Below are 25289 nucleotides of genomic sequence, written 5' to 3' on the forward strand. Positions count from 1 at the left end.
GGGCCGGAGCGGCCGCAGGTGCCGGCGCGCCGGGGACCGCCGCCGGAGCGGGGGCACCGGGCACGGCCGCCGCGGCGGGTGCGCCGGGCACGGGTGCAGGCTGGACGCCGGCCGGGGTCAGCCCTGGCTGGTCCGCGGGCAGCGGGGTGCCCTGGCTGCCGGCGGGAGCCGGAGCGCTCTCGGGGGCACCGGCGGGCAGCGGGGTGCCCTGGCTACCTGCCGGAGCCGTGGTCGGTGCCGCAGTGGCCGGGGTGGAGGTCGTCTCGGCACCGGGCTCGCCCGGCGCCGGCGTCTCGGTGCCGGTGGTCGCATCGGCGGCCTCGGCCGCGGCCGGTGCCTGGTAGCTGCGAGCGCTGCCGCCGGACCCGGTGCCCGTGCTGGCGGCCGGCGGCGGGGTGACCCACACGATCAGGTCGGCGGCGCTGTTGGCGTAGACCACGCTGTCGGGCGCTTCGCCGGTGACGTCGAAGTACACCTTGCCGGTGGTCTTCTGGCCTTGGGCCAGGGTGGACGGGTTCACGCCCTGGGGGGTCGCGACGCCCCACAGCGCGCGGTAGGTCTCACCGTTGCGGGCGCGCGCGTTGAGGTTCGACACGATCGGGGTGGCGTTGCCCTGCAGCGCCTCGTCGGTCGCGGTCGCCTCCCACAAGGTGCCGTGGATCTGCGCCGGGATGACGTCGGTGCTGACCTTGAGTCCGGTGACGGTCCAGCCCTGGACGATATTGCCGTCGTGCAGCTGCGCCTGGCTACCCAGATGGGTCGTGGTGAGGGCGCTGTGATCGTCGGCGATGGCGGCCGGTGCGGTGAAGGCGGTGATCGCCCCGGCGGCGGCTATGGCAGCGGCCGCAAACGCGGCACCAATGCTCGTGGTCTTCACGGTGATTCCACTCCTGAGTCGTCAGATTGACGGCATCCCCCCGATGGGGTGCATCACAGATCGAAGTTAGCAGGTGGCGTGGGGTGATGGAACCGTCGGCGACCCGGCCTGCGGGCCGCGTGGGCGGTCGGAGATGCCTGCAAGTGCTCGCGATGCGACAGCGTGGCAAACAATTCAATCGTATTGCCGCCATTTGCTACAAAGGTCAGCACATTATCGGGGAGGCCATGCGCAAACTCATCGGGCTTTGCTCGGGGTGGGTGTACGTGACCAGGCGTGGGCTGTGAAGGTGCTGAGCGAATCTGCTCATGCAGTGTCGTCGCGGGCCCCGAGGCGGAGATGTTCGATGTGGTAGACGGCCTCGTCGAGTAGCTGTGCGACGTGGGCGTCGTAGAGCCGGTAGATGATGTTGCGCCCGGCGCGGTCGCCGGTGACCAGGCCCAGTGCGCGCAGCAGGCGCAGTTGGTTGGACACCGCCGATTGCTCCATGCCGACGGCGCCGGACAGTTCGGTGACCGTGCAGGGTGCCTGGCGCAGCCGGGTGAGGATCAGTAACCGGTTGGGGGAGGCCAGGGCCTGCAGTGTCTCGGCGACCTTGACCGCGGCGGCGGCATCGAGTGATGCCACCGGCGGTGTGCGTCCCTCGACTCCATGTCCCATGCGCTCATTGAACCACGTGGTACCCAGACATTTAGACATGTAGAACTTTACATGTTTGTATGTGTGGGTGATGACCGGGGTGGAGCAATCGGAACGGTCGGTCGGCGCCCAGCGGCGCCGGTCGGCGTGGTCGCTGGATTCGGTGCGCTGGGCGGCTGTGGCCCTTGCGCTCTTTCTTGTGGGGCTGATCTTGCAACTCGGGGGTGCGCCTCAAATCGTCTGGTGGGCAGCCTATCTGGCGTGTTACCTGGCCGGTGGTTGGCAGTCGGCCGTCGACGGGGTCGCCGCGCTCGGGCAGCGCAGGCTCGACGTGGACCTGCTGATGGTGCTGGCCGCCCTCGGGGCCGCCGGCATCGGCCAGGTCTTCGACGGTGCGCTGCTGATCGTCATCTTCGCGACCTCCGGCGCCTTGGAAGATGTCGCCACCCGACGCACCGAGGACTCGGTGCGGGCCCTGCTCGACCTCGCTCCCGAGCGCGCCGTCCGCGTGGATCGGGGAGTCGAGACCGAGGTGGCGGTCGCGGAGCTCCGGGTGGGGGACCGGATTCTGGTCCGGCCCGGCGAACGCGTGTCCGCAGACGCCGAAGTGCTCGACGGCACCAGCGATGTCGATCAGGCCGGTATCACCGGCGAACCGTTGCCGGTGGCGGTGCGCGTCGGCGACGAGATCTTCGCGGGCACGCTCAACGGGACGGGTGCCCTGCATGCCGAGGTGATCCGCGATCCGTCCGACAGTGTGGTGGCGCGCATCGTGGCGATGGTGGGCCAGGCCTCGGCGACCAAGGCTCGCACACAGCTGTTCATCGAGAAGGTCGAACAGCGCTACTCGATGGTGATGGTCGGCGCCACCCTCGCGTTGTTCACCGTCCCGCTGCTGTTCGGAGCTGACCTGCGCAGCGCACTGCTGCGGGCGATGACGTTCATGATCGTGGCGTCACCGTGTGCGCTGGTGCTGGCCACCATGCCGCCGCTGCTGTCGGCCATTGCCACCGCGGGCCGACACGGGGTGCTGGTGAAATCGGCGGTGGTGATGGAGCGGCTGGCCACCGTCCAGGCCGTCGCCTTCGACAAGACCGGAACACTGACCACCGGCCTGCCCGGAGTGATCGGCGAACCGCCGGAGAACCTGCTGGCGTTGGCGGCGGCCGCCGAACAATTCAGCGAGCACCCGTTGGGCCGGGCCATCGTGGCGGCGGCCCGGGAGCGTGCGCTACCCATCGCGACCGCTTCTCGGTTTCGTGCGCTTCCCGGTCGCGGTGTCGAAGCGGTGGTGAGCGGGCGGCGCGTCGAGGTGCTCAGTCCGGCTGCGGTGGACGGACGGCTGCCGGAGTCGGTGGCCGAGCTGGAGTCCTCGGGTGCCACCGCCGTGGTGGTCATGGTCGACGGCGCGTGTGCCGGAGTGATCGGATTGCGCGACACGGTGCGCGAGGAGGCCGGCGATGTCGTCGCCGATCTGCGTCGGACCACCGGGTGCCCGCCACTGCTGCTGACCGGTGACAATCGTTGTGCGGCGGTACGACTGGCCGACGAACTCGGTATGGAGGTTCGTGCCGAGCTGCTCCCCGACCAGAAGGTCGCCGCCGTGCGCGCACGTGCCGAGCGGGTGCTGGTCGTCGGCGACGGTGTGAACGACGCTCCGGCGATGGCGGCAGCGCATGTCTCGATTGCCATGGGCCGCAGCGGTTCCGACGTCACGTTGCAGACCGCCGACGCGATCACCGTACGTGACGACCTGGCGACCATCCCCGCGGTGCTGGCACTGGCCAGGCGCGCGCGGCGAGTGGTGATCGCCAATCTCGTGATCGCCGCGAGCTTCATTGCGGTACTGGTGATATGGGACCTGTTCTGGCATCTGCCGCTGCCGCTGGGCGTCGCCGGTCACGAGGGATCCACCATCATCGTCGCGCTCAACGGACTGCGTTTGCTCCGAGACAAGGCCTGGCGCAGTGCGATTCGTCAGTCGCGCTGCGGTACCGAAAACCGCTGTCGAGCCTGACTCGACGGCCGCCGGCCTGCTGAGAATGCACTCAGGAACGAACCGCTTGTTCGGATAGGCTAGCCATGTTCGACCGTGATCGGCTTTCCACGAAAGGTGGCGCTGCGCCCATATGTCGGTGAAGAGATTTCGTTTGGCCGCCAAAGCCACCGCACTGGCCGGAGCCGCCGCGCTCGCCGTGGCGCTGACCGCCTGTGGCTCGGACTCCGGGCAGTCCGACGGTGCGCAGGCCGGCGCGAGCGATCAGCTGGTGGTGTACTCGGGTCGCAGTGAGGATCTGGTCGGCCCGCTGCTGGAACGCTTCACCGAGGCCACCGGTATCGGCGTCGAGGTGCGCTACGCCGGATCCGGAGAGCTTGCCGCACAGCTGATCACCGAGGGCGACGCGTCACCGGCCGATGTGTTCCTCTCCCAGGATGCCGGTGCGTTGGGGGCGGTGTCGGCGGCCGGACTGTTCGCGCCCATCGACGCCGAGACGCTGGCCGCGGTGCCCGCGGCGTACTCGGCAGCCGACGGGACGTGGGTCGGGGTGTCGGGCCGGGCCCGGGTGCTCACCTACAACCCGGAGCTGGCCCCCACCGTGCCCGATACGATCGACGGCCTGCTCGACCCGCAGTGGCGAGGCAAGATCGGCTACGCGCCGAGCAACGCATCCTGGCAGTCGTTCGTCACCGGACTGCGGGTCCTGCGTGGTGAGCAGGGTGCCAAGGACTGGCTGGAGGCCTTTGCGGCACAGGAGCCCCGCGCGTTCGAGGGTAACGGTCCGATGCGTGACGCGATCAACTCCGGCGAGCTGCCCATGGGCCTGACCAATCACTACTACCTCTACGAGTTGATCGACAGCACCTCCGCCGATGACGTCGTCGCCAAGAACCAGTACATGGCTGCCGGCGATCCGGGCGGATTGGTGAACGTCGCCGGGGTCGGTGTGCTGAAGTCCGCGCCGCACGCCGAGCAGGCCAACGAATTCGCCGCCTACCTGGTCGGCACCGCCGCGCAGGAGTACTTCGCGACCGAGACCGCCGAATACCCGTTGGTCGAGGGTGTCACGCCCAGCGCGGCGCTGCCCCCGCTGGCCCAGTTGCAGCCTCCCGCCGTCGATCTCTCGCAACTCGACGATGTCGAGACGACGCAGGAGCTGCTGGTCGAGACCGGGCTGCTCACCAACTGAACCTGATCAGATCGCGCCGCGACGGGCGGCCGCGGGCACCGTTGACACTGGTGGCCGCGGCCGCCGTCGTCGTGGCCGGGTTGCTGTTGCCGCTGTGGTATCTGGCTCAGCGTGCCAACGAGCGTGGTCTCGGATTCGTTGTCCGCGAACTGATCCAGCCGCGCACCGCGGCACTGGTGGGGCGGTCGGCGCTGTTGGTGGTCGTGGTCACCGTCGCCTGTGTGGTGCTCGGCGTCGGGTTCGCGGTGCTGATCCGGCGCACCGATATCCCGGCGCGCCGGGCGCTGACGATCGCCCTGACGTTGCCGTTGGCCATGCCGAGTTATCTGCTGAGCTACCTGTGGGTGTCCACCGTCCCCGGTATCACCGGCTTCTGGGGCGCCGCGCTGGTCCTGACGCTGGTGAGCTATCCGCTGATCATGATGCCCACCCTGGCCGCGCTGGCGCGCAGCGACCCGGCCCAAGAGGAGGTGGCGAGGTCGTTGGGGCTCAACGGTTTTGCCGTGCTGTGCCGCGTCACCCTGCGGCAGGCGCGCGCGGCGATCGCCGCGGGCGCTCTGCTGGTGGCGCTCTACGTCCTCAGTGACTTCGGTGCCGTCGCCGCCATGCGGTACGAAGCCTTCACCTGGGTCATCTACGGGTCCTACCGATCGGGATTCAATCCGGCCAGGGCGGCGGTGCTGTCATTGGTGCTGTTGGTCCTGGCGGTCGCGTTGGTGCTGGCCGAGCATCGGGCGCGTGGCCGGGCGGCGGCCGCGCGGATCGGATCGGGCGCGCCGCGGCCGGCACCGGTCAATCGCCTCGGGCGCTGGACGGTTGTGGCGTGGTTGCCGGTGGCGGTGGTGCTGACCGCCGCCCTGATCGTCCCGTTCGTCGCGCTGGGGGACTGGTTGTTGGCCGGCGGTGTGCGATTCGACGCGCAGCGGTGGTGGTCTGCACTCGGTGCGACGGTCTGGTTGTCCGGCGTCGCCGCGGTGGTGTGCACCGCGGCCGCCCTGCCGCTCGGCGTGCTCGCCGCGCGCTACCGCACCCGCACCACCCGGATGCTCGAGGGAGCGGCCTACCTGTCCCACGGGCTGCCCTCGATCGTCGTGGCGATCGCCATGGTCTCGGTCGGGGTGTTGTTGTTGCGCCCCATCTATCAGCGTGAGCCGCTGCTGATCCTGGCCTACGCCGTGTTGTTCGTGCCGCTGGCCGTCGGGTCGATCCGCTCGGCGGTGGAAGCCGCACCCATCCGGCTGGAGGAGGTGGCCCGATCGCTGGGCCGCAGCCCACTTTCCGCGTTCTGCACCGTCACCGCCCGCGGTGCCGCACCCGCCGTCGCGGCCGGTGCGTCCCTGGTGTTGCTGACCTGTATGAAGGAGCTTCCCGTCACCCTGCTCTTGCATCCCACCGGGACCAGCACACTGGCCACCCAGTTGTGGGGACACAGTTTCGTCAGCGATTACGCGGCCGCTGCACCGTATGCCGCCGCGCTGTTGGTCTTCGCGGCCATCCCCACCGCCGTGCTCGGCCTGTGGAGCGCCAACATCGGTACCGGAGATGGCCGTGACTGAACCGGGAGCCGGGCCACCCAGCGGCATCAGGGTCGAAGGTGTCACAAAATCCTTCGCGAATCGCACCGTCCTGGACGGGATCGATCTTGAGGTGGCGAACGGCCACATCACCGCGGTTCTCGGACCGTCGGGATGCGGTAAAACCACGCTGCTGCGCATCATCGCCGGATTCGAGGAACCCGACGGCGGCGCGGTGAGCGTGGGCGGTGTGCCGGTGGTGGGCGCAGGCACCGGCCGCCGGGACGGCTCGGTACCCGCCCACCGCAGGCGGGTGGGGCTGATGCCGCAGGAGGGCGCGCTGTTCCCGCAGCTGAGTGTGGGGCGAAATGTCACCTTCGGCCTGCCCCGAGCGCGCCGATCCGATACCGCCATCGCCGAACACTGGCTGGGCGTGGTCGGCCTGGACGGTCTCGCCGACGCCCGGCCACATCAGCTCTCCGGCGGCCAGCAACAGCGCGTGGCGCTGGCGCGCGCGTTGGCCGCGGAACCCAGCGTGCTGCTGCTCGACGAGCCGTTCGCCGCACTCGATGCCGGGCTGCGGGTGCGCGTCCGCGAGGAGATCGCCACCATTCTGCGCGCGACACAGACGACCGCGCTGCTGGTGACCCACGATCAGGCCGAGGCGCTCTCGCTGGCGGACTCGGTGGCCTTGCTGATCGCCGGGCGGGTGGCCCAGCACGGGCCACCCGCGCAGCTGTATGACCGGCCGGTGAATCTGGAGGTGGCCCGATTCGTCGGTGGCACCGTCGAACTCGACGGCGATATCCGCGGCGGCATACTCACCTGCGCGTTGGGCTCGCACCGTCCGGAGGTCGCGCCGGCCGATGGACCGGTCACGGTGGTGGTGCGTCCCGAACGGGTGCACGTCGTCGACCCGGCCTGCGGCGCACAGGCCGTGGTGACCGAATGCCGGTTCTACGGAGCGGAACTCGGTGTGCACGTGGTGCTGGGCGACGGGACCGCACTGGTGTTGCGCCTGCCCGCCACCCGAAGCTGTTCGGCCGGCCAACGTGTCGGCCTCGCGGTGGACGGGCCGGTGCTGGCCTATCCGAGGTGAGGACGCAGCGTCTGCTTGAGTGCCTCCAGCACCGACGGATCCTCGATGGTCGAGGGCACCGGCTCGTCCTTGCCGTCGGCGATACCCCGCATCGTCTTGCGCAGGATCTTGCCCGAGCGTGTCTTGGGTAGCGCGGCAACGACATCCACCAGCTTGAAGCTGGCGACCGCACCGATATCGTTGCGGACCGCCTCGACCAGTTCGGTATCGAGTCCGTCGGCGCTGAACCCGGACTTGAGCACCACCAGCGCGCGCGGGACCTGCCCCTTGAGATCGTCGGCCACACCGATCACCGCGCACTCGGCGACCGCCGGATGGGTGGCCAGCACGGCTTCGATGGACCCCGTCGACATCCGGTGGCCTGCCACGTTGATGACGTCATCGGTGCGGCCGACCACGAACAGGTAGCCGTCGGAGTCGATGTGCCCACCGTCGCCGGTCAGGTAGTAGCCGTCGAACGCGCGCAGGTAGGACGACACGAAGCGATCGTCCTCACCCCACAGGGTCGGTAGCGTGCCGGGGGGCAGCGGCAGCTTCACCACGATCGAACCCTCCTCGCCCGCATCGCATTCGGACCCGTCGGGGCGCACCACCCGGACGTCGTAGCCGGGCATCGGTACGGTCGCCGAGCCCGGTTTGACCGGCAACTGCTCGATGCCCATCGGATCGGCGGCGATGGCCCACCCGGTCTCGGTCTGCCACCAGTGGTCGATGACCGGGATGCCGAGCTTGTCCGAGGCCCACTCGTAGGTACCCGGGTCCAGCCGCTCGCCCGCCTGGAACAGGTACTTCAGCCCGGACAGGTCGTAGTCGCCGAGATGGCGGGCGTCCGGATCCTCCTTCTTGATGGCCCGGATCGCGGTCGGCGCGGTGAACAACGCCTTCACCTTGTGCTCGGCGGCCACCCGCCAGAATGCGCCGGCGTCGGGGGTGCCGACCGGTTTGCCCTCGTAGAGAACCGTTGTGGCGCCGAACAACAGCGGCGCATAGACGATATAGGAATGCCCGACCACCCAGCCGACATCGGAGGCGGCCCAGAACACCTCACCGGGATTGAGGTCGTAGATGTTGCGCATGGTCCACAGCAGCGCGACCGCGTGCCCGCCGTTGTCGCGGACGATGCCCTTCGGCTTGCCGGTCGTGCCGGAGGTGTAGAGCACATAGAGCGGGTCGGTGGCGGCGACCGGCACCGGGTCGACGGGCTCGGCCGTCGCCATCGCCTCGGCCCAGTCGATATCGCGGCCCGCCACCAGTTCGCACGGATGCTGCTCGCGCTGCAGGATCACGCATTTGGGGGTGGAGTGTTCGGCCAGCTCCAGCGCGGTGTCCAGCATGGGCTTGTACTCGACCGTGCGGGTCGGCTCGATACCGCAGGAGGCCGATACGACCACGGTCGGCCGGGCATCGTCGATGCGGGTCGCCAGCTCGTGGCCGGCGAAACCGCCGAACACCACCGAGTGCACGGCGCCGAGCCGGGCGCAGGCCAACATGGCGATGACCGCCTCGGGCACCATCGGCATGTAGATGACCACCCGGTCGCCCTTGGTGACGCCCAGACCCTGGAGTACACCGGCGAACCGGGCGGTCGCCTCGAGCAGTTCGCGATAGGTGTAGGTCCGCTTGGTCCCGGTCACCGGCGAGTCGTAGATCAGCGCCGCCTGGTCACCGCGTTCGTCGATGTGTCGATCCAGCGCGTTGGCGCAGGTGTTGAGCTCACCGTCGGGAAACCAGCGGTAGAACGGCGGATTGCTGTCGTCGAGCACCCGTTGCGGTTCCCTGGTCCAGGTGACGGCCTTGGCGGCGTCGGCCCAGAACGTCTCCGGGTCGGAGATGGAGGCGTCGAAGATCGCGCGGTATCCGGACATGGGGAGAACCGTAATCTGAGTCACGTTGCAACGTGGTTGCAACGGTCGGAAACCGCGTCCGGGACCGATATACCCCTTTGCGCGCTCGGCCGAGATCGGCGTGAGGGTCGTGATCTTCCGCGGTGGTGCCGTCCACGGACGACCCTGGTGCCGATCTCGCCCCAGCGTCCCAGTGGCATGTCGGTCAGGCGTGCCGGCCGAGCACCGCGAGCACCCGGCTCTGCCGGTCGGCGTCGGGACCGACCTCGACGGCCGGACCGCAGACCCCCTCCATACGGATGGCATCACCGAATGCCGCGATACCGTCCTCCAATCGATCCAGTTCGCCGTCGGTGAATCGGTACGGCAACTCGGTCGCCGCGGCGATATCCCAGCGGTGTGCGATCAGGTCGAATCCGTAGAAACGCAGCAGGGTCTCGCCGATGGTGGTCGGGCCGAAATGCCCGTCGAACGCGCGCGCGGGCACTTGCGGGTCGGCCAGGATCTCGCGGATCGCCGCGGTGTGGGTGGACCAGGCGGTCACCGGATCGGCAGGGTCCGGTCTTGGCGGCAAGGCGAATCCGTGGCGCTCGAAGAACTCGCGCTGGGTGTCGATCAGATGGGTCAGTACATCGCGAGCTGACCAGCCAGCGCAGGCGCTGGCGGCGTCCCACTGCTGCGGGGCCACCGAGGCGATCACGGTGGCCATCCCATCGGCCAGGTCGGCATAGGTTTCTGCAACACTCGAATCCGTCATGGGCCAGACGTTAGGCGGCGAGATGGCGGGTGGATTGGACAAACCCGACAAACCCGACAGCACCGATCGGGCGGACAATTCCGTCGCGGATGAGCCCGCCCACCTGCTGGACCCGGCGCACCGCGCCGCCATCCACATCGCGCGCCCCGCTGCACCCGGCGACCTCGAGGGCCTGGTGCGGCGGTTCTGGTTCCCGGTATGGCAGGTGCCGGCTGGGGAGACGTTCACCCAGCAGGTGCTGCAGTACCCGGTGTGCCTGATGGTGATCACCGACGCCTACGCCCGCTTCTACGGGCCCGCCTCGGGATTGGCGGGCACCCCGCTGACCGGAGACGGCTGGGCCGCCGGGGTGATGTTCGAGCCGGCCGCCGGCGCGCTGATCACGGGCGGCGCCGTGTCGAAATGGACGGACACCCACGTGGAGCTCGCCGACCTGCTCGGTGCCGCGGGAGATGCATTGGTCGGGCGGATCCGGTCCATCATGGCGGTCGATCCGGCCGTGCCGCAGGCACAATCGGCTGCCGCCGACTGCTATGCGGAGTTCCTGCGTCGTTACCTGCCGGTCGACGAGCAGGGCCGCACGGTCAACGACATCGTCGCCCATATCGAGGACAACCCCGACGTCAGCCGGGTGGCCGATGTCTGTGCGCAGTTCGGGATCACCGAGCGCAGTCTGCAACGCCTGACCCGGCGCCGGATCGGCCTGAGTCCGAAGTGGTTGGTGCGCCGGCGCCGCATCCAGGATGCAAGCTGGCGGCTGCGCACCGGCGCCACCACCATGGCGGCGGTGGCGGCCGAGCTCGGCTACGCCGACGAGGCCCATCTGAGCCGCGATTTCCGCCGCGTCACCGGGCAGACGCCGGGGGCGTTCGCGGCCCGCTACGCCGACTGACGTTTGATCATCGACACCGCCTGCTCGGCGACGGCGCTGAGCACCCGACGGTCTCGGGTGGTCAACGTCTTTCCCGACAGCAGTAACCAGTGATCGTGGTCGGCGACATCGATTGCGGTGTCGGCGGTCTCGACATCGGTACAGGGATCGTGCCCGACACCGGCCAACATCGTCCCGTCGGCCGAGACGATGCTCACCGCGCGCTGCCCGTACGCCTCGCGCAGCCGGTCCAGCAGCACGTCCAGGTCGGCATCGCGTAGCGCCGCGTCGGCGAACAGTGCCAGCAGTTCGGCCTCCCGGGCCGCCCGTCGTGCCTCGGCAGCGCGATGGGCGGCACGGTCGACCACCATGGCGGCGGCCACCGCGACCAGTAGCAGCACCGCGATGGTGACGACGCTGTCGCTGTCGTAGACCGCGAAGCTGTGCACCGGACTGACCAGGAAGTAGGTCAGCAACGCACCGGACAGCACGGCGCACAGCACGGCGGGGGCGATCCCGCCGATCAGCGCCACCGCGACCACGCCGGTGAAGAACAGCGCGCTCTGTCCACCGATACCCAGCGCACCCTCGGGCAGTCCGGTGGTGGCCGCGCAGATGATCGCGGGGACGGCCAATGCGGTCAGCCAGGACCAGAACCGCTTGCGGTGCAACGACGATCGCGACCACGAGATGCCGGTGTGGGCCTCCGGGTGGGTGACCATGTGGACGTCGACATTGCCGGACTGGGCGATCACCTGGGCGCCGATACCCTCGTCGAACATCCGCGCCCACCGCGAGCGCCGCGATGTGCCGATCACCAGCTGGGTGGCATTGGCGCTGCGGGCGAAGTCCAGCAGGGTGGCCGCGACGTCCTCGCCGACAACGGTGTGCATGGTCGCGCCGAGGCTGGCCGCCAATTCGCGCAGCATCTTCTTCTGTTGTGGGGTGATGGCCACCAACCCGTCACCCTGCACGATGTGCAGCACCTTGAGCTCCGCGCCCGAGCGCGATGCGATCCGCGAGGCGCGGCGCACCAGCGTCTCGGATTCCGGACCGCCGGAGACGGCGACGACCACCCGTTCGCGGGCCTCCCAGGTATCGGTGATGTTCTTGTCGGTGCGGTACTTGGCCAGCGCGGCATCGACCTGATCGGCCAGCCACAGCAGCGCCAGCTGCCGCAGCGCCGACAGGTTGCCGGGCCGAAAATAATCGTCCAGTGCCGCGTCGATGCGGTCGCGGCCGACGACATTGCCGTGAGTGATCCTGCGCCGCAGTGCTTCCGGGGTGATGTCCACCAGCTCGATCTGGTCGGCCGCACGCACGATCTCGTCGGGGATGCGTTGCTGCTCGGTGACGCCGGTGATATGGCCGACGACATCGTGCAGGCTCTCCAGGTGCTGGACGTTGACGGTGCTGATGACCGTGATGCCCGCATCGAGGAACTCCTCGACATCCTGCCAGCGGTGGGCGTTGCGGCTGCCCGGGGTGTTGGTGTGGGCCAGCTCGTCGACGAGGACGACCTGGGGCCGCCGCGACAACACCGCCTCGACGTCGATCTCGGCATGCCGGGTGCCCTGGTACTCGATGTGGATCGGCGGGACCACCTCGATACCGGCGAGCTGCTGGGCGGTGTGGCGGCGGCCGTGCGTCTCGATCACCGCGGCGACGACATCGGTGCCGCGGCTCATCCGGCGCTGCGCCTCGCCGAGCATCGAGTACGTCTTGCCGACGCCGGGCGCGGCACCCAGGTAGATGCGCAGATCCGCGCGTTTGCGACCGAGGATGCTCACCCGTCCATCATCCCCCGCGGCGCTACTCCTGGAAGCGGTATCCCATCCCCGCCTCGGTGATCAGGTGTTTGGGCCGGGACGGGTCGACCTCCAGCTTGCGGCGCAGCTGTGCCAGATACACCCGCAGGTAGTGCGTCTCCTTGGCATAAGCCGGACCCCACACCTCCTTGAGCAGCTCCTCGCGGCCCACCAGCTTGCCGCGGTGGCGTACCAGCATCTCCAGCATGCCCCATTCGGTCGGCGTCAGATGCACCTCGGTGCCGCTCTTGGTGACCTTCTTCGCGGCCAGATCGACTGTGAACGAGGATGTTTCGACGACAGGCTGATCATCTTCGGTGGCCGCGCTGGCGCGCCGGACTGCGGCGCGCAACCGGGCAAGGAACTCGTCCATGCCGAACGGCTTGGTCACATAGTCATCGGCCCCGGCGTCGAGCGCCTCCACCTTGTCCGAGGAGTCGGTACGCGCCGAGAGCACGATCACCGGGACGGTCAACCAGCCGCGCAATCCGGCCAGCACGTCGATGCCGGACATATCGGGCAGACCGAGGTCGAGGATCACCACATCCGGGCGGTGATCGGCGGCCGCGCGCAACGCCTCGGCGCCGGTGGCAGCGGTGTGCACCTCATACCCGCGCACCGACAGATTGATCCGCAGTGCGCGTAGGATCTGCGGTTCGTCGTCGATCACCAAGACCCTGGTCACTGATCGTTCTCCTGCGCCTCGTTCTCCTGCGCGGTGGCCAACTCGATCACGACAGTCAGCCCGCCACCGGGGGTATCGGTCGCCGAGATGGTGCCGCCCATCGCGGTGACGAACCCCCTGGCCACCGACAGGCCGAGCCCGACACCGGTGTTGTTGTCCTGATCCCCGAGCCGCTGGAACGGCGCGAACAATTGCTCTTCGGCGCCGCGCGGAATACCCGGTCCCTCATCGGCGATGGTGATCAACACCCGCTCACCGACGCGTCCGGCATTCACCCGGACGGGATTGTCGCCCCCGTAGCGCAGCGCGTTGTCGATGATGTTGACCAACACCCGTTCCAATAGACCGGGGTCGGCGAGCGCGACCGCGTCACCGACGTCCACCTTGACCCGATCCCAGCCGGAGTCCTTGGAGCTGCGGCTGATTCCGAGCAGAGCCCGCTGCACGGCCTCCTCCAGGTACACCCGGCGCAGTTCGGGCTTGACCACCCCGGCGGCCAGCCGGGAGGAATCCAGCAGATTGCCCACCAGGGCGGTCAGCTGGTCGACGGACTCTTCGACGGTGGCCAGCAGCTCGGCGGTGTCCTCGGGGGAGAAGTCGATGTCATTGCTGCGCAGGCTCGATACCGAGGCCTTGGCGGCGGCCAGCGGCGTGCGCAGATCATGGCTGACCGCCGAGAGCAGCGATCGGCGCAGTTCGTCGGCCCGCGCGACGGCCTCGGCCCGGCCCGCCTCGGAGATCAGCTCGCGCTGCCGGACCAGGCCGGCGGCCTGTTTGGCGACGGCGCCCAGTACTCGGCGATTGCTGGCGGGAAGCTTGCGGCCGGACATCAAAAGCCAGAACTCGTCGTCACCGACATCGATGGCGGTGTCGGCGTCGTCGATATCCGGGCAGGGATCGATGCCGGCACAGGCGACCACCTCGGTATCGCCGGCACGCTCGCGCAGCAGACTGACCGCGGTCTGCGAGTACACCTCGCGCACCCGCTCCAGCAGCGCGGCGGGATCCGCACCGCGCAACACCGAACCGGCGAAATGTGCCAACAATTCGGCTTCTTGGGATGCGCGACGCGCCTCGCGGGCCCGTTTGGCGGCACTGTCGACCAGCGCGGCCACCGCGACGGCGACCATCAGCAGCACGGCGATGGTGATCGCGCTGTCGGGTTCGGAGATGGTGAACGTGTAGCGCGGTTCGGCGAGGAAGTAGTTGATCAGCAAGCCCGACAGCACCGCCGAGAGCGCCGCGGGGGCCACCCCGCCGAGCAGTGCCACCGCCAGCACGCCCACGAAGAACAGGGCACTCTCGCCGCTGATCCCCAGATACCGGTCAAGCCACAGCACCGCGGTGGCCGCCAGTGCCGTGGGCACCACCACGGCGGCCAGCCAGGACGCGGCGTGCTGCCAGTTCCGATTCCCGGAACGGGCGGTGGCCCGCCGGGTCTGCTCATGGGTCACCATGTGGACGTCGATGGTGCCGGAATTCTGCACCACCGCGGCACCGATGCCCTCGTCGAGGATGCGCGCCCACCGAGACCGTCGCGACGTCCCGACGACGAGCTGGGTGGCGTTCATCTCGCGGGCGAAATCCAAGAGCGCGGCGGGTACGTCATCGCCGACGACGGTGTGCACACTGGCTCCCAGGCTGGCCGCCAGATCGCGGACCGCGCCCATCATCGGGGCCGACACCCCGGCCAGCCCGTCGCCGCGCACCACGTGCACGATCATCAGTTCGGCACTGGATTTCGACGCGATGCGCGACGCCCGGCGCACCAGGGTCTCGGATTCCCGGTCACCGGTCACCGCGACGACGACGCGCTCGCGGGCCTCCCAGGTCGCGGTGATCTTGTTGTCGGAGCGGTACTTTGCCAACGCGGCGTCGACCTGGTCGGCCAGCCACAGCAGCGCAAGTTCGCGCAGTGCGGTGAGGTTACCCCTGCGGAAATAGTTCGACAGGGCCGCGTCGATCCGATCTGGTGCGTAGACATTGCCGTGGGAAAGCCTGCGGCGCAGGGCCTCCGGGGTGATATCGACCAGTTCGATCTGATCCGCGGCGCGCACCACCTCATCGGGCACCTTCTCCTGCTGCTCGATACCGGTGATCTGGGTGACGACATCGTTGAGGCTCTCCAGATGCTGGACGTTGACGGTGGTGATCACCGTGATGCCCGCCGCGAGCAGCTGCTCGATGTCCTGCCAGCGCTTCGGGTTCGCGCTGCCCGGGGTGTTGGTGTGGGCCAGTTCGTCGACGAGTACCACCTGCGGGCGGCGGGCCAGCACCGCGTCGACATCGAGCTCACCGAACGTGGCACCGCGGTACTCGACCAGCCGCGGCGGGATCATCTCGATGCCCTCGAGGAGCTCGGCGGTCTTGGACCTGCCGTGGGTTTCGACGACGGCCGCCACCAAGTCGGTGCCGCGCTCCAGTCGCCGGTGCGCCTCGCCGAGCATGGCGTAGGTCTTGCCCACGCCGGGAGCCGCGCCGAGGTAGATGCGCAGCTCCCCGCGTTTCGGTCGGTCGGTCACCAGCCCATCATCCCCCCAGCCGGTCCAGAGCCAGGTTCAACAGCAGCACGTTGACCCGCGGTTCGCCCAGGAAGCCGAGTGTGCGGCCCTCGGTGTGCTCGTCGACCAGTGTGCGCACCTGCTCGGGGCTGATACCGCGTGCCGCCGCGACCCGGTCGAGCTGTAGCGCCGCGTAGGCGGGGGAGATGTGCGGGTCCAGTCCGCTACCACTGGCCGTGACCGCGTCGGCGGGTATGGCCGGGTCGACCGCGGGACCGGCGACCGGCACGATCTGGCCGATCGCGTAGTCCGCACCCGGTTCGGCGCACTCGACGCGGACCCCCTCGTAGGTGGTGACGAACGGGACGGCCGGGCAGACCTGGTTCACACTGACCACCCTGACCGGCTCGGTGACGGTGCCGCGCGCGTCGCGGGGGCCGATGACCGACAGCACCGCGCCGACACCCTCGGCCGTGCAGAACGGCCGGGCACCCTCGACGCCCTCCAACTCGCCGACCGCCAGGCTGCGGGTGCACACCTCGGTGAGCAGGCTGGTGCGACCATCGGTGGGATCGGCGGCGGTGGCCGTGTCGACGATGTCCTCGGGCCCCAGGTTGGATGCGCCGGTGGCCAGTGGGTCGTAGCCACCAGGACGGGACTGGAAGTACTGCGGCAGCGGGTTTCCTGCGGCATCGGTGAACGGCTGCCCGATCAGGCTGCTGCCCAGTACTTTTCCGTCGGCCTCCAGCAGTGAGCCGTCGGCTTTGTCGCGCAGGCCTGGCAATTGGGCCACCAGCCAGATCAGGATCGGGTAGGCCAGCCCGAGGATCACGGTGAGTACCAGCAGCGCCCGCAGCGCCGCGGTGTGCTGACGGAGCAGATTGGCGAAGTTCATGTCACATCCCAGGGAAGAGTTGGACGACGAGGTCGATCAGTTTGATGCCGATGAACGGCGCGACCACACCGCCCAGACCGTAGATGAACAGGTTGCGGCTCAACAGCTTCGAGGCACTGCTCGGGGTGTAGCGGACACCCTTGAGGGCCAGGGGGATCAGCACGACGATCACGATCGCGTTGAAGATCACCGCGGACAGGATCGCCGATTGCGGACTGTGCAACCGCATGATGTTCAGCAGGTCCAGCCCGGGGAACACCGCGACGAACAGCGCAGGGATGATGGCGAAGTACTTCGCGATATCGTTGGCGATACTGAAGGTCGTCAACGCGCCTCGGGTGATCAGCAGTTGCTTGCCGATCTCGACGATCTCGATCAATTTGGTCGGATCGGAATCCAGATCGACCATGTTGCCTGCTTCTTTGGCCGCCGAGGTGCCGGTGTTCATCGCCACGCCGACATCGGCCTGGGCCAGTGCCGGTGCGTCATTGGTGCCGTCGCCGGTCATCGCGACGAGCTTGCCGCCGGCCTGTTCGGCCTTGATCAACGCCATCTTGTCCTCGGGCGTCGCCTCGGCGAGGAAATCGTCGACCCCGGCCTCGGCGGCGATGGCCTTGGCGGTCGTCGGGTTGTCGCCGGTGATCATGACGGTGCGAATGCCCATGCGGCGCATCTCGTCGAAGCGTTCCCGCATGCCCTGCTTGACCACGTCCTTGAGATGGATGACACCAAGGGCGCGGGCCCGGCCGTCACGCACCTCACCGACCGACAGCGGGGTGCCACCGGCCTCCGAGATCTGCTCCACGAGCTCGCCGAGTTCGGTGGGTACCGTGCCGCCCTCGGTGCGGATCCAGTCGGCCAGGGATGCCGCCGCCCCCTTGCGCAGCTTGTGGTCGCCGATATCGACACCGGACATCCGGGTCTGCGCGCTGAACTCCACCCAGTGGGCGTGGCTCAGTTCGTCGGTGGTGCGTGCCCGTAACCCGTACTGCTGCTTGGCCAACACCACGATCGAACGGCCCTCCGGTGTCTCATCGGCCAGGCTGGACAACTGCGCGGCGTCGGCCAGCTCGTCCTCGCCGACACCGGACAGCGGCAGGAACGCAGCGGCCTGCCGGTTGCCGAGGGTGATGGTGCCGGTCTTGTCGAGCAGCAGGGTGTTCACATCGCCGGCGGCCTCGACGGCCCGGCCGGACATCGCCAGCACCTTGCGTTGCACCAGCCGATCCATCCCCGCGATGCCGATGGCGCTCAGCAGCGCACCGATGGTGGTCGGGATGAGGCACACCAGCAGGGCCACCAGGACGATGCCGGTGATGCCGTCACCGGTGAGGGACAACGAATCCGGCACGCCGGGATTGTTGGCCTTGGAGTAGATGGCCAGCGGCTGCAGGGTGGCGACGGCGAAGATGAAGATGATGCTCAGCGAGGCGAGCAGGATGTTCAGCGCCACCTCGTTGGGTGTCTTCTGCCGGTTGGCGCCCTCGACAAGGCCGATCATCCGGTCGATGAAACTCTCGCCGGGCTTCTGGGTGATCTTGACGATGATGCGGTCGCTGAGCACCGTGGTGCCGCCGGTCACCGCGGACCGGTCACCACCGGATTCCCGGACGACAGGTGCCGACTCACCGGTGATGGCCGATTCGTCGACCGAGGCGATGCCCTCGATGACATCACCGTCACCCGGAATCGTCTGTCCCGCCTCGACGATCACCACGTCACCCTGCCGCAGCAGCGGGGCGGCCACCTGCTCCTCACCGCCCGAGGCCGTGACCCGGCGCGCCATGGTGTCGGTCTTGGCCTTGCGCAGGCTGTCGGCCTGCGCCTTGCCGCGGCCCTCGGCCACGGCCTCGGCGAGATTGGCGAAAACCACCGTCAGCCAGAGCCATCCGACGATGAGCCAGGCGAACCAGGACGGATCGATGACGGCCAGCAGCGTGCTCCACACGGCCCCGATCTCGACGATGAACATGACCGGGTTGCGCCACAGCGTGCGCGGATCGAGTTTGCGCAGCGCGTCGGGAACCGAGGTCCACAACATCTTCGGGTCCAGTAGCCCGCTCTGCACGGACCGCTTCGGGGTGCGCGGCGCGGTGGTGGCAGCGGTGTCGACGGTCGCGGTGGACATCAGTGGATTCCTTCGGCGAGGGGGCCGAGCGCGAGCATCGGCAGGAAGGTCAGGGCGACGAGGATCAGTGTCACGCCCGTGACCATCCCGACGAACTGCGGACGGTGGGTGGGCAGGGTGCCTGCGGATTCGGGTGTGCGGGCTTGTGCGGCAAACGATCCCGCCAGCGCCAGCACCAGGATGATGGGCAGGAAGCGGCCGAACACCATGGCCAGACCGAGCGCGGTGTTGTACCACTCGGTGTTGACGCTGATACCGGCAAAGGCCGATCCGTTGTTGTTGGATGCCGAGGTGAAGGCATAGAGCACCTCGGACAGACCATGTGGTCCGGTGTTGAGCATGCCGCCGCGTTGGCCCGGCATCGCCATCGCCAGCGCGGTCCCGGTGAGCACCAGCAGCGGGGTGATCAGGAAATACGTTGCGGCGAACTTGATCTCCCGCGGGGTGATTTTCTTGCCGAGGTATTCCGGAGTCCGCCCGACCATCAGGCCCGCCACGAAGACGGTGATGATGGCCAGGATCAGCATGCCGTAGAGACCCGATCCGACACCGCCGGGGGCGACCTCGCCGAGCTGCATGTTGAACATGGTGATCAGTCCGCCGAGGCTGGTGTAGGAGTCGTGGAACGAGTTGACCGCGCCGGTGGAGGTCAACGTCGTGGCGGCGGCGTACACCGCCGAATCGGCCACGCCGAAACGCTGTTCCACGCCTTCGGTGGCCGCGCCGACCGCGGTGGGCACCGTGCCGTGGGCCTGCAGCTGCACCAGCATCAGCACGCCGACGCTCAGTGTCGCGATGGTGGCCATCACGGCGACGATCGCCAGACCCTGTTTCTTGTTGCCGACCATCCGGCCGAACGTGCGGGGCAGCGCGAACGGGATGAGGCAGATCAGCAGGATCTGCACCCAGTTCGTCCACGGAGTCGGATTCTCGAAGGGGTGTGAGGAGTTCGCGTTGTAGAACCCACCACCGTTGGTGCCGAGCTCCTTGATGACCTCCTGGCTGGCGACCGGGCCGCCGGGCAGGGTCTGCTGTCCGCCGGCGATGGTGTCGACCACCTGATCATGCAGTGCGAAGTTCTGGATGACGCCGCCGGCGATCAGGACGATCGCGCCGATCACCGAGAGCGGCAGCAGGATTCGCAGACTGCCGCGCACCAGGTCGACCCAGAAGTTGCCGAGGTCACCGGTGCTGCGCCGGACCAGGCCACGCACGAATGCAATGGCGACGGCCATCCCGACGGCGGCGGAGACGAAGTTCTGCACCGTCAGGCCCGCCATCTGCACCAGATGACCCTGGGTCGTCTCGCCGGAATAGGCCTGCCAGTTGGTGTTGGTCACGAAGCTGACGGCGGTGTTCCAGGCCAGGGCCGGGGTCATCTCGGTCGTCGGATCGTTCAGGTGCAGCGGCAGTCTGCCCTGTACCAGTTGGAAGATGAACAGGAACAGGATGCTGACCGCGGAGAAGGCGAGCACGCTGCGGGCGTAGGCGCCCCAGGTCTGTTCGGCTTTCGGGTCTGCCCCGATGAGCCGGTAGATGCCGCGTTCGACGCGGGAGTCCTCGGCGCGGGTGTAGACGCGGTACATGTAGTCGCCGAGCGGCACGTGGGTGAGGGCCAGCACGAGGACGAGGGCGGCGAGGAAGACGATCCCCGCGGTGGTCGTGGACACTAGAACCTCTCCGGGAAGAGCAGCGCGGCGAACAGGAACACCGCGGTCAGGATTGCCAGCACCAGGCCGACGCTGTTGGCGAGGTTCACAGCCGCTCGACCAGCTTCTGGACCAGGCCGAGCAGCGCGAAGATCGCGATGGTCAGCGCCAGGAAGACGAGGGTGGACGCGATGGTCGTCACGACGGATCAGTACTCCTGTTTTTTGTTGACACCCCCGGCCGGACCGGCGTGGGGGCGAAGGCAAAGCTACGACCGTGTTCTGCCGCTGAGCTGGGCATTGACGGTTCCTTGACGGGTGGCACCGGCATCTTTACGGGGTCTCTACGCCCGCGGCGTTCTGGGCGTGGTCTTGGTCTGCGCACAGCCTGCGGACAGCCTCCGCGCGTAGACCGGACTGATGACCGATCTTGATACGCACGCGGGCCATCCGCACCGGCTGCGGGTCGCCGTGCGCACTGTGCGACGAGTGCTGCCGAAATCCGGTTGCGGGCTGCCTGCGGCCCTGTTGATCGACCCACTGGTCTCGGCGTGGGTCCGCACCCACGGGGTGACGGTGCATGTCGGAGACGCCGCTGAGCTGGGAATGGTGCGGGCCGGGGGTGTGCCGGCCGATCAGGTGTTGTGGCGGTGCGGGCAATCGGCGGTGGCCACCTCGGGAGCGCTGGCCTGCGGTGTCACCCGCTTCGTGGCGTCCACGCGCCGACATCTCACGATCCTTTCCGACCTGGCCGCCGGCGTGGCGTCGGTGCACCTCGACCCGGACTGCCTGTTGGCCACCAGCCCGCCCGCGGGTGTCGATGTGGTCGGCATGCACGCCACCATCGCCTCCGCCGACCCCGATGCCTGGGCTGTCACTGCGCATCGACTGCTCGGGCACATCGCCGGTCTGCGCCGTGACGGTGTGGAGGTGACGCGGATGAGCCTGGCGGGTGGTTCGGCCGAGACGTGGCTGCGCGCCGACAAGCACCAGCTGATGGCGATGGCGTCGGCGGTCGACGAGTCCATCGACGACGGGTGCGCGCGGTGGCGGGTGCCCAGGCCCGCGGTCATGTTGGGTCCCATCGGGTGGTGAGGACGCGTTAGAGTTTGCGATGGCAACGACATCGTGGCGATATCTGTGACGCGGAGGTGGTTCCGGTGCGTCTGCACCTGGCGGCGGGGTTTCTTGCACTGACGGCGCTGCTCAGCGGGTGCGGCGGAGACCGGGAGGTCCAGGGGTCTCCGGTCGGGTCCGCGAGCACCACCGCTGAACCCACCGTCGATCCCGAGGCCGATGCCAAGGCCGTCCAGTCGGTCTTCGACAAATACCGCGCCGAGGCCGGTGCGCAGAACGGTGCGGCGGTCCCGGCGCTGATCAGCCCCGACACCATCGCGCATTACGACACGGTGGTGAACCTGGCGCGCACAGCCGGACCGGACGAGATCGCGAAGGCCGGAATGATGGATCGTCTGATGATCGCCCGCATGCGGGTCGAGACACCGCCGGACTTCGACTCGATGAACGGGACCGATCTGCTGGTCTACGGCATCGACGAGGGCATGATCGACGCGGATGCGTTGGAAGGAAACTCCATCGGCGAGGTGCGCGTGGACGGGGATCGGGCCTACGCGCCGATGCTGGTCGACGGCGAGCCCGCCGGTGCGGACTGGGAGTTCGTTCGCACCGATTCCGGCTGGACATTCGATCTGGCCGCCGGTTTCCCGCTGATCAACGAGGCGCTCACGCAGGTTGCCGCCGACGGCGATATGACCGAGGACGAGTTCATCTTCAGTGTCGTGGAGATGGTGACCGGGACCCCGGTCGATGCCTCGGTATGGGAGACCCCTACGGCGTAGCGCTCGTCCGTCCTCACGGGCACCGCACTGCGGGCGGCCGGGAGGATGCCCCGCTGTAGACCCGTGAAACCGGCTCGATCAGTTTGGTGCGGGCCGCACGGGGTACTTCTGGGTCATGAGTTCCAACGACCCGGATACGGTCCGGGTGGTCGGGCTGGTCTGCAGCCTCAAACCAAGTCCGAGCCCCTCCAGTAGCCAAGCGATGGCCGAGCACGTTTTCACGCATCTTCGTGCGGCCGGAGCCCAGTGTGAACTGGTGCGCTGCGTGGACTTTCACATCGCGCCGGGTGTCGAGATCGACATGGGCGACAGCGACCAATGGCCCCAGATCCGCGAGAAGATTCTGGATGCCGACATCCTGCTGCTGAGCACCCCGATCTGGCTCGGCCATCCTTCGTCGGTGACCCAGCGCGTCCTCGAACGCCTGGATGCCGACCTGTCGACCACCGACGAACAGGGACGCCCCGCGATGGTCGGGAAGGTCGCTGTGGTCAGCGTCGTGGGCAACGAGGACGGCGCGCACAAGGTTGTCGCCGATGTCTTCCAGGGGCTCAACGATGTGGGTTTCAGCATTGCCGCGCAGGGCTGTACGTACTGGACCGGCCCGGCGATGGGGTCCCAGGACTTCAACGATCTGGATGAGATCCCCGAGCAAGTCTCGTCGACGACGGCCGCCGCGGCCCGCAATGCGGTGCACCTGGCACGGCTGCTGAAACAATCCCATTATCCGGCGTACCAATGACTTTCACGGGAGAGTGCCATGCCTGATACCTCGAAGGACCCGGTCGACCACGCACGCACCTATCGGCAGCACGCGGGGGAGGCGATGAAGGCCGGTAAAAACGCGCCGGGCATCGTCGCGGTGGGCCTCGGCGTGGTGGCGCTGGTGAGTGGTCTGTTTGCCTTCGCCAACGGCACCTCGACGGCGGGCATCGTCGGCGTAGTGCTTGCGGTGGTGTTGATCGCCGGTGGCCTGTTGTGGCTCAACCGCATTCACCGCAAGGTCGCCGAGCAGCAGATCGACTGGCATCGCGACCATCCCGAGGTGCCGTACGAGCCGCCCACGAGCTGAGGCCGCTCACTTCTCCCGGCGGAACTGCCGCTGAATGGCGCACCGGACGGCCAGGAGCACGGCTGCGGGAGCACCGAGCAGCGTAAGGGCGGCGACGAGATCGGTCATCGGACTCCTCCGTATCGGCCGATGGCCGAAATGGTGTTGGTGGGCGACATGTGTTCGTACGCGCGATGCCAGATCACCTCGTGGTCGGCGGCGGTGATCCGACCCTCGCGCAGTCTGCGGTCGGCCCGGACCATCGCGGTGCCGACCGTCTGCACCTGACGGGCGAGCGCGAGCAGTGCACGGTCCGAATTGGGCAGTGGCACAGTGATATCAGCGGTGCGCACCTTGCTCCGCACCGATCCGGCGCGACGGAACGCGCGAGCGCCGAAGAGAAGTGTCGTCAGCGAGGCCAGCGTGACCGCGAACCAGGGTTCGGTGAAACCCGACAGAACCGCGGTCACGACCAGCCACCACGCGGTGCCCCACGCGTAGAACCCTCTCCAGACCCGGACCCGGCGGCGCTCCTCGGCGCTGATGCCCGGCGGGTAGAGCACGATCCGGTAGACCGTGCTGCCCCAACGTTGTGGCCGGATATCCACTGCACCCCATACGGTGTCACCATCGAGCAGTAGTCGGCACAGCTGCCTTATCGTGTCGGTCACCGCCCCACGATCCGCCCGGTAGGCGGGACGAGGCTCGATCTGTACGGAATCTTGACGGCGCCGGCCGGGTTTCTGACGGCAATCTTGCGGACCGCAACTTGTCGGACCCTGTCTCTAGAATTCTGGTATGCCTCCTCCGACAACGCCTTACGCCGCTGATGCGGTGAATTCGGTGTCTGATCGGTTGTTGGCACTCTATGACGAGGCCGCCGAGTTGGTGGGTCAGCGTAATGCCCTTGATGGTCGGTTGGTCGAGATCGTCGCCGAGATCGATGGTGGCGATGGGCCGTCGTTGTGGGGTGACACGGGGTGTCGGTCGTTGTCGGAGTTGGTCGCGTGGCGGTTGGGGATGTCTCCGCGCAACGCGCAGGTGATGGTGGCCATTGCCCAACGCCTGGAGGTGTTTCCGCGGTTGGCGGCGACGTTGCGTCAGGGGCAGGTGTCGCTGGATCAGTTCGGGGTGATCGCCGAGCATGCCGCTGATGGTTCTGATGATCATTACGCCCAGTTGGCCACGACCGCGACGGTGACGCAGTTGCGTACGGCGGTCAAGCAGGAGCCGCGCCCGCAGCCGGAGCCCAGGAGTTCGTCGGTGCGGTCGTTCAGCCGGCATGAACAGGACGGGTGTACGACGTATCGGATTCGGTTGCCGAAGTTGGAGGCGGCGAAGTTCGATGCGGCGTTGGGTGCGCACAAGGAGGGTTTGGTCGCGGACTGGCGACGCGACCACGACAACCCAGACAGTCGGGATGGTGTGGAGGTGCCGCCGTTCCCGGACAGCGTGGATGCGTTGATGAGTGTGGTTGAGTCCGGCTGGGATGCCGAGGCGGCCGCGCGTCCGCATGGGGCGCGGACGACGGTGGTGGTGCATTACGACGTTGAGAAGGGTTCGGCGGCGTTGCATCTGGGGCCGGTGTTGTCGGAGTGGGAGCGCCAGTTCCTGTTGTGTGATGCCAGTTGTGAGGTGTGGTTGGAGCGGCACGGCACGCCGATGGGTGCGGGGCGTAGTACGCGGACGATCAGTCGTCGGTTGCGGCGGGCGTTGGAGCATCGGGATGGGATGTGTGCGGTGCCCGGGTGTGGGGCGACGCGGGGTTTGCATGCTCATCATCTGGTGCATTGGGAGCATGGCGGGGCGACCGAGCTGGAGAATCTGGTGTTGTTGTGTCCGTTTCATCATCGGTTGCACCACAAGGGGGAGATCACGATCGTCGGTCCGGCGGATCGGCTGGTGGTCACCGACTGTGATGGTCG

22 protein-coding genes and 1 pseudogene are annotated in these 25289 nt (G+C 68.1%); 10 read left to right on the plus strand and 13 right to left on the minus strand.

Translation table 11 applies throughout. The annotated features are described in order from the left end of the window. Both IC40_RS0125785 and IC40_RS0125790 read right to left on the minus strand, forming a co-directional pair. Positions 1–877, minus strand: an 877-nt coding sequence (locus IC40_RS0125785) for an MPT63 family protein (protein WP_240478691.1), incomplete at its 3' end; no start/stop codon positions are given. Positions 878–1183: 306 nt separating this feature from the next. Next, positions 1184–1537: an ArsR/SmtB family transcription factor gene (locus IC40_RS0125790; protein WP_030137541.1), complete on the minus strand. Its 354-nt coding sequence runs from the start codon at positions 1535–1537 to the stop codon at positions 1184–1186. 70 nt (positions 1538–1607) lie between these two features. Here IC40_RS0125790 and IC40_RS0125795 point away from each other — a divergent pair, with 70 nt between their 5' ends. The 4 genes from IC40_RS0125795 to IC40_RS0125810 all read left to right on the plus strand — a co-directional run bounded on the left by IC40_RS0125795 (position 1608) and on the right by IC40_RS0125810 (position 7317). Further along, entirely contained in the window at positions 1608–3533 is a 1926-nt protein-coding gene (locus IC40_RS0125795; protein WP_042509879.1) for a heavy metal translocating P-type ATPase, read from the plus strand. A 112-nt stretch (positions 3534–3645) separates the two neighbouring features. Further along, complete coding sequence (locus IC40_RS0125800) at positions 3646–4704, plus strand: iron ABC transporter substrate-binding protein (RefSeq protein WP_030137543.1); 1059 nt, start codon at positions 3646–3648, stop codon at positions 4702–4704. Positions 4705–4745: 41 nt separating this feature from the next. Then, on the plus strand, positions 4746–6260 hold the full coding sequence (locus IC40_RS0125805; protein WP_191293524.1) for an ABC transporter permease: 1515 nt from the start codon (positions 4746–4748) through the stop codon (positions 6258–6260). Next, positions 6247–7317: an ABC transporter ATP-binding protein gene (locus IC40_RS0125810; protein WP_030137560.1), complete on the plus strand. Its 1071-nt coding sequence runs from the start codon at positions 6247–6249 to the stop codon at positions 7315–7317. Before IC40_RS0125805 ends, IC40_RS0125810 begins: the two co-directional genes overlap by 14 nt. Here the strand turns inward: IC40_RS0125810 and IC40_RS0125815 are convergent. Next, complete coding sequence (locus IC40_RS0125815; protein WP_372494028.1) at positions 7305–9296, minus strand: propionyl-CoA synthetase; 1992 nt, start codon at positions 9294–9296, stop codon at positions 7305–7307. The two genes, IC40_RS0125810 and IC40_RS0125815, sit on opposite strands and share 13 nt — an antisense overlap. 70 nt (positions 9297–9366) lie before the next feature. After that, a complete protein-coding gene (locus tag IC40_RS0125820; RefSeq protein ID WP_030137546.1) occupies positions 9367–9918 on the minus strand; it encodes a TIGR03086 family metal-binding protein in 552 nt (183 codons plus the stop codon). Between IC40_RS0125820 and IC40_RS0125825 the strand changes: the two genes are divergently transcribed. Continuing rightward, positions 9917–10810 carry a helix-turn-helix transcriptional regulator gene (locus tag IC40_RS0125825; protein WP_234411641.1) on the plus strand — a complete coding sequence of 298 codons (894 nt, stop codon included), beginning with the start codon at positions 9917–9919 and terminating at the stop codon, positions 10808–10810. The two genes, IC40_RS0125820 and IC40_RS0125825, sit on opposite strands and share 2 nt — an antisense overlap. Here IC40_RS0125825 and IC40_RS26700 read toward each other — a convergent pair. The 8 genes and pseudogenes from IC40_RS26700 to IC40_RS28405 form a co-directional block, all read right to left on the minus strand. Continuing rightward, positions 10807–12579, minus strand: a pseudogene (locus IC40_RS26700) (sensor histidine kinase); the annotation flags it as partial. The gene IC40_RS0125825 and the pseudogene IC40_RS26700 overlap by 4 nt on opposite strands. Positions 12580–12601: 22 nt before the next feature. Then, positions 12602–13282, minus strand: coding sequence for a response regulator (locus IC40_RS0125835; protein WP_030137548.1), 681 nt, complete (start codon positions 13280–13282; stop codon positions 12602–12604). Beyond that, a complete protein-coding gene (locus tag IC40_RS0125840) occupies positions 13279–15804 on the minus strand; it encodes a DUF4118 domain-containing protein (RefSeq protein ID WP_030137549.1) in 2526 nt (841 codons plus the stop codon). Before IC40_RS0125840 ends, IC40_RS0125835 begins: the two co-directional genes overlap by 4 nt. A gap of 7 nt (positions 15805–15811) precedes the next feature. Beyond that, the gene (locus tag IC40_RS0125845; protein WP_030137550.1) at positions 15812–16678 is read right to left on the minus strand and encodes a potassium-transporting ATPase subunit C; all 867 of its coding nucleotides are present in this window, start codon (positions 16676–16678) and stop codon (positions 15812–15814) included. Position 16679: 1 nt separating this feature from the next. Beyond that, positions 16680–18806 carry a potassium-transporting ATPase subunit KdpB gene (gene kdpB, locus IC40_RS0125850; RefSeq protein WP_030137551.1) on the minus strand — a complete coding sequence of 709 codons (2127 nt, stop codon included), beginning with the start codon at positions 18804–18806 and terminating at the stop codon, positions 16680–16682. Next, a complete protein-coding gene (kdpA, locus tag IC40_RS0125855; protein ID WP_030137552.1) occupies positions 18806–20476 on the minus strand; it encodes a potassium-transporting ATPase subunit KdpA in 1671 nt (556 codons plus the stop codon). The genes kdpB and kdpA overlap by 1 nt, the downstream gene beginning before the upstream one ends. After that, entirely contained in the window at positions 20476–20565 is a 90-nt protein-coding gene (locus IC40_RS28400) for a potassium-transporting ATPase subunit F (protein WP_090558789.1), read from the minus strand. The genes kdpA and IC40_RS28400 overlap by 1 nt, the downstream gene beginning before the upstream one ends. Beyond that, a complete protein-coding gene (locus IC40_RS28405) occupies positions 20562–20657 on the minus strand; it encodes a potassium-transporting ATPase (protein WP_090558791.1) in 96 nt (31 codons plus the stop codon). Before IC40_RS28405 ends, IC40_RS28400 begins: the two co-directional genes overlap by 4 nt. Before the next feature lie 217 nt (positions 20658–20874). On the opposite strand from IC40_RS28405, the gene IC40_RS0125865 reads away from it, so the two are divergent. The 4 genes from IC40_RS0125865 (at position 20875) to IC40_RS0125880 (ending at position 23385) form a co-directional block, all read left to right on the plus strand. Beyond that, positions 20875–21549, plus strand: a complete 675-nt coding sequence (locus tag IC40_RS0125865) for a type III PLP-dependent enzyme domain-containing protein (protein ID WP_030137554.1) — start codon at positions 20875–20877, stop codon at positions 21547–21549. Between the two features lie 65 nt (positions 21550–21614). Then, a complete protein-coding gene (locus IC40_RS0125870; RefSeq protein ID WP_138158169.1) occupies positions 21615–22313 on the plus strand; it encodes a hypothetical protein in 699 nt (232 codons plus the stop codon). 115 nt (positions 22314–22428) lie between these two features. Further along, positions 22429–23055: a flavodoxin family protein gene (locus IC40_RS0125875; protein ID WP_030137556.1), complete on the plus strand. Its 627-nt coding sequence runs from the start codon at positions 22429–22431 to the stop codon at positions 23053–23055. Positions 23056–23073: 18 nt separating this feature from the next. Beyond that, the gene (locus IC40_RS0125880) at positions 23074–23385 is read left to right on the plus strand and encodes a magnesium transporter CorA family protein (RefSeq protein WP_030137557.1); all 312 of its coding nucleotides are present in this window, start codon (positions 23074–23076) and stop codon (positions 23383–23385) included. Positions 23386–23489: 104 nt separating this feature from the next. Here the strand turns inward: IC40_RS0125880 and IC40_RS0125890 are convergent, their stop codons facing one another. Continuing rightward, complete coding sequence (locus IC40_RS0125890) at positions 23490–24035, minus strand: DUF6611 family protein (protein WP_138158170.1); 546 nt, start codon at positions 24033–24035, stop codon at positions 23490–23492. Between the two features lie 127 nt (positions 24036–24162). Here IC40_RS0125890 and IC40_RS0125895 point away from each other — a divergent pair. After that, the coding region (locus IC40_RS0125895) for an HNH endonuclease signature motif containing protein (protein ID WP_081843551.1) at positions 24163–25289 on the plus strand (1127 nt) is incomplete at its 3' end.

The sequence above is a fragment of the Mycolicibacterium neoaurum ATCC 25795 genome, from assembly GCF_000691525.1.
Taxonomy (GTDB): domain Bacteria; phylum Actinomycetota; class Actinomycetes; order Mycobacteriales; family Mycobacteriaceae; genus Mycobacterium; species Mycobacterium neoaurum.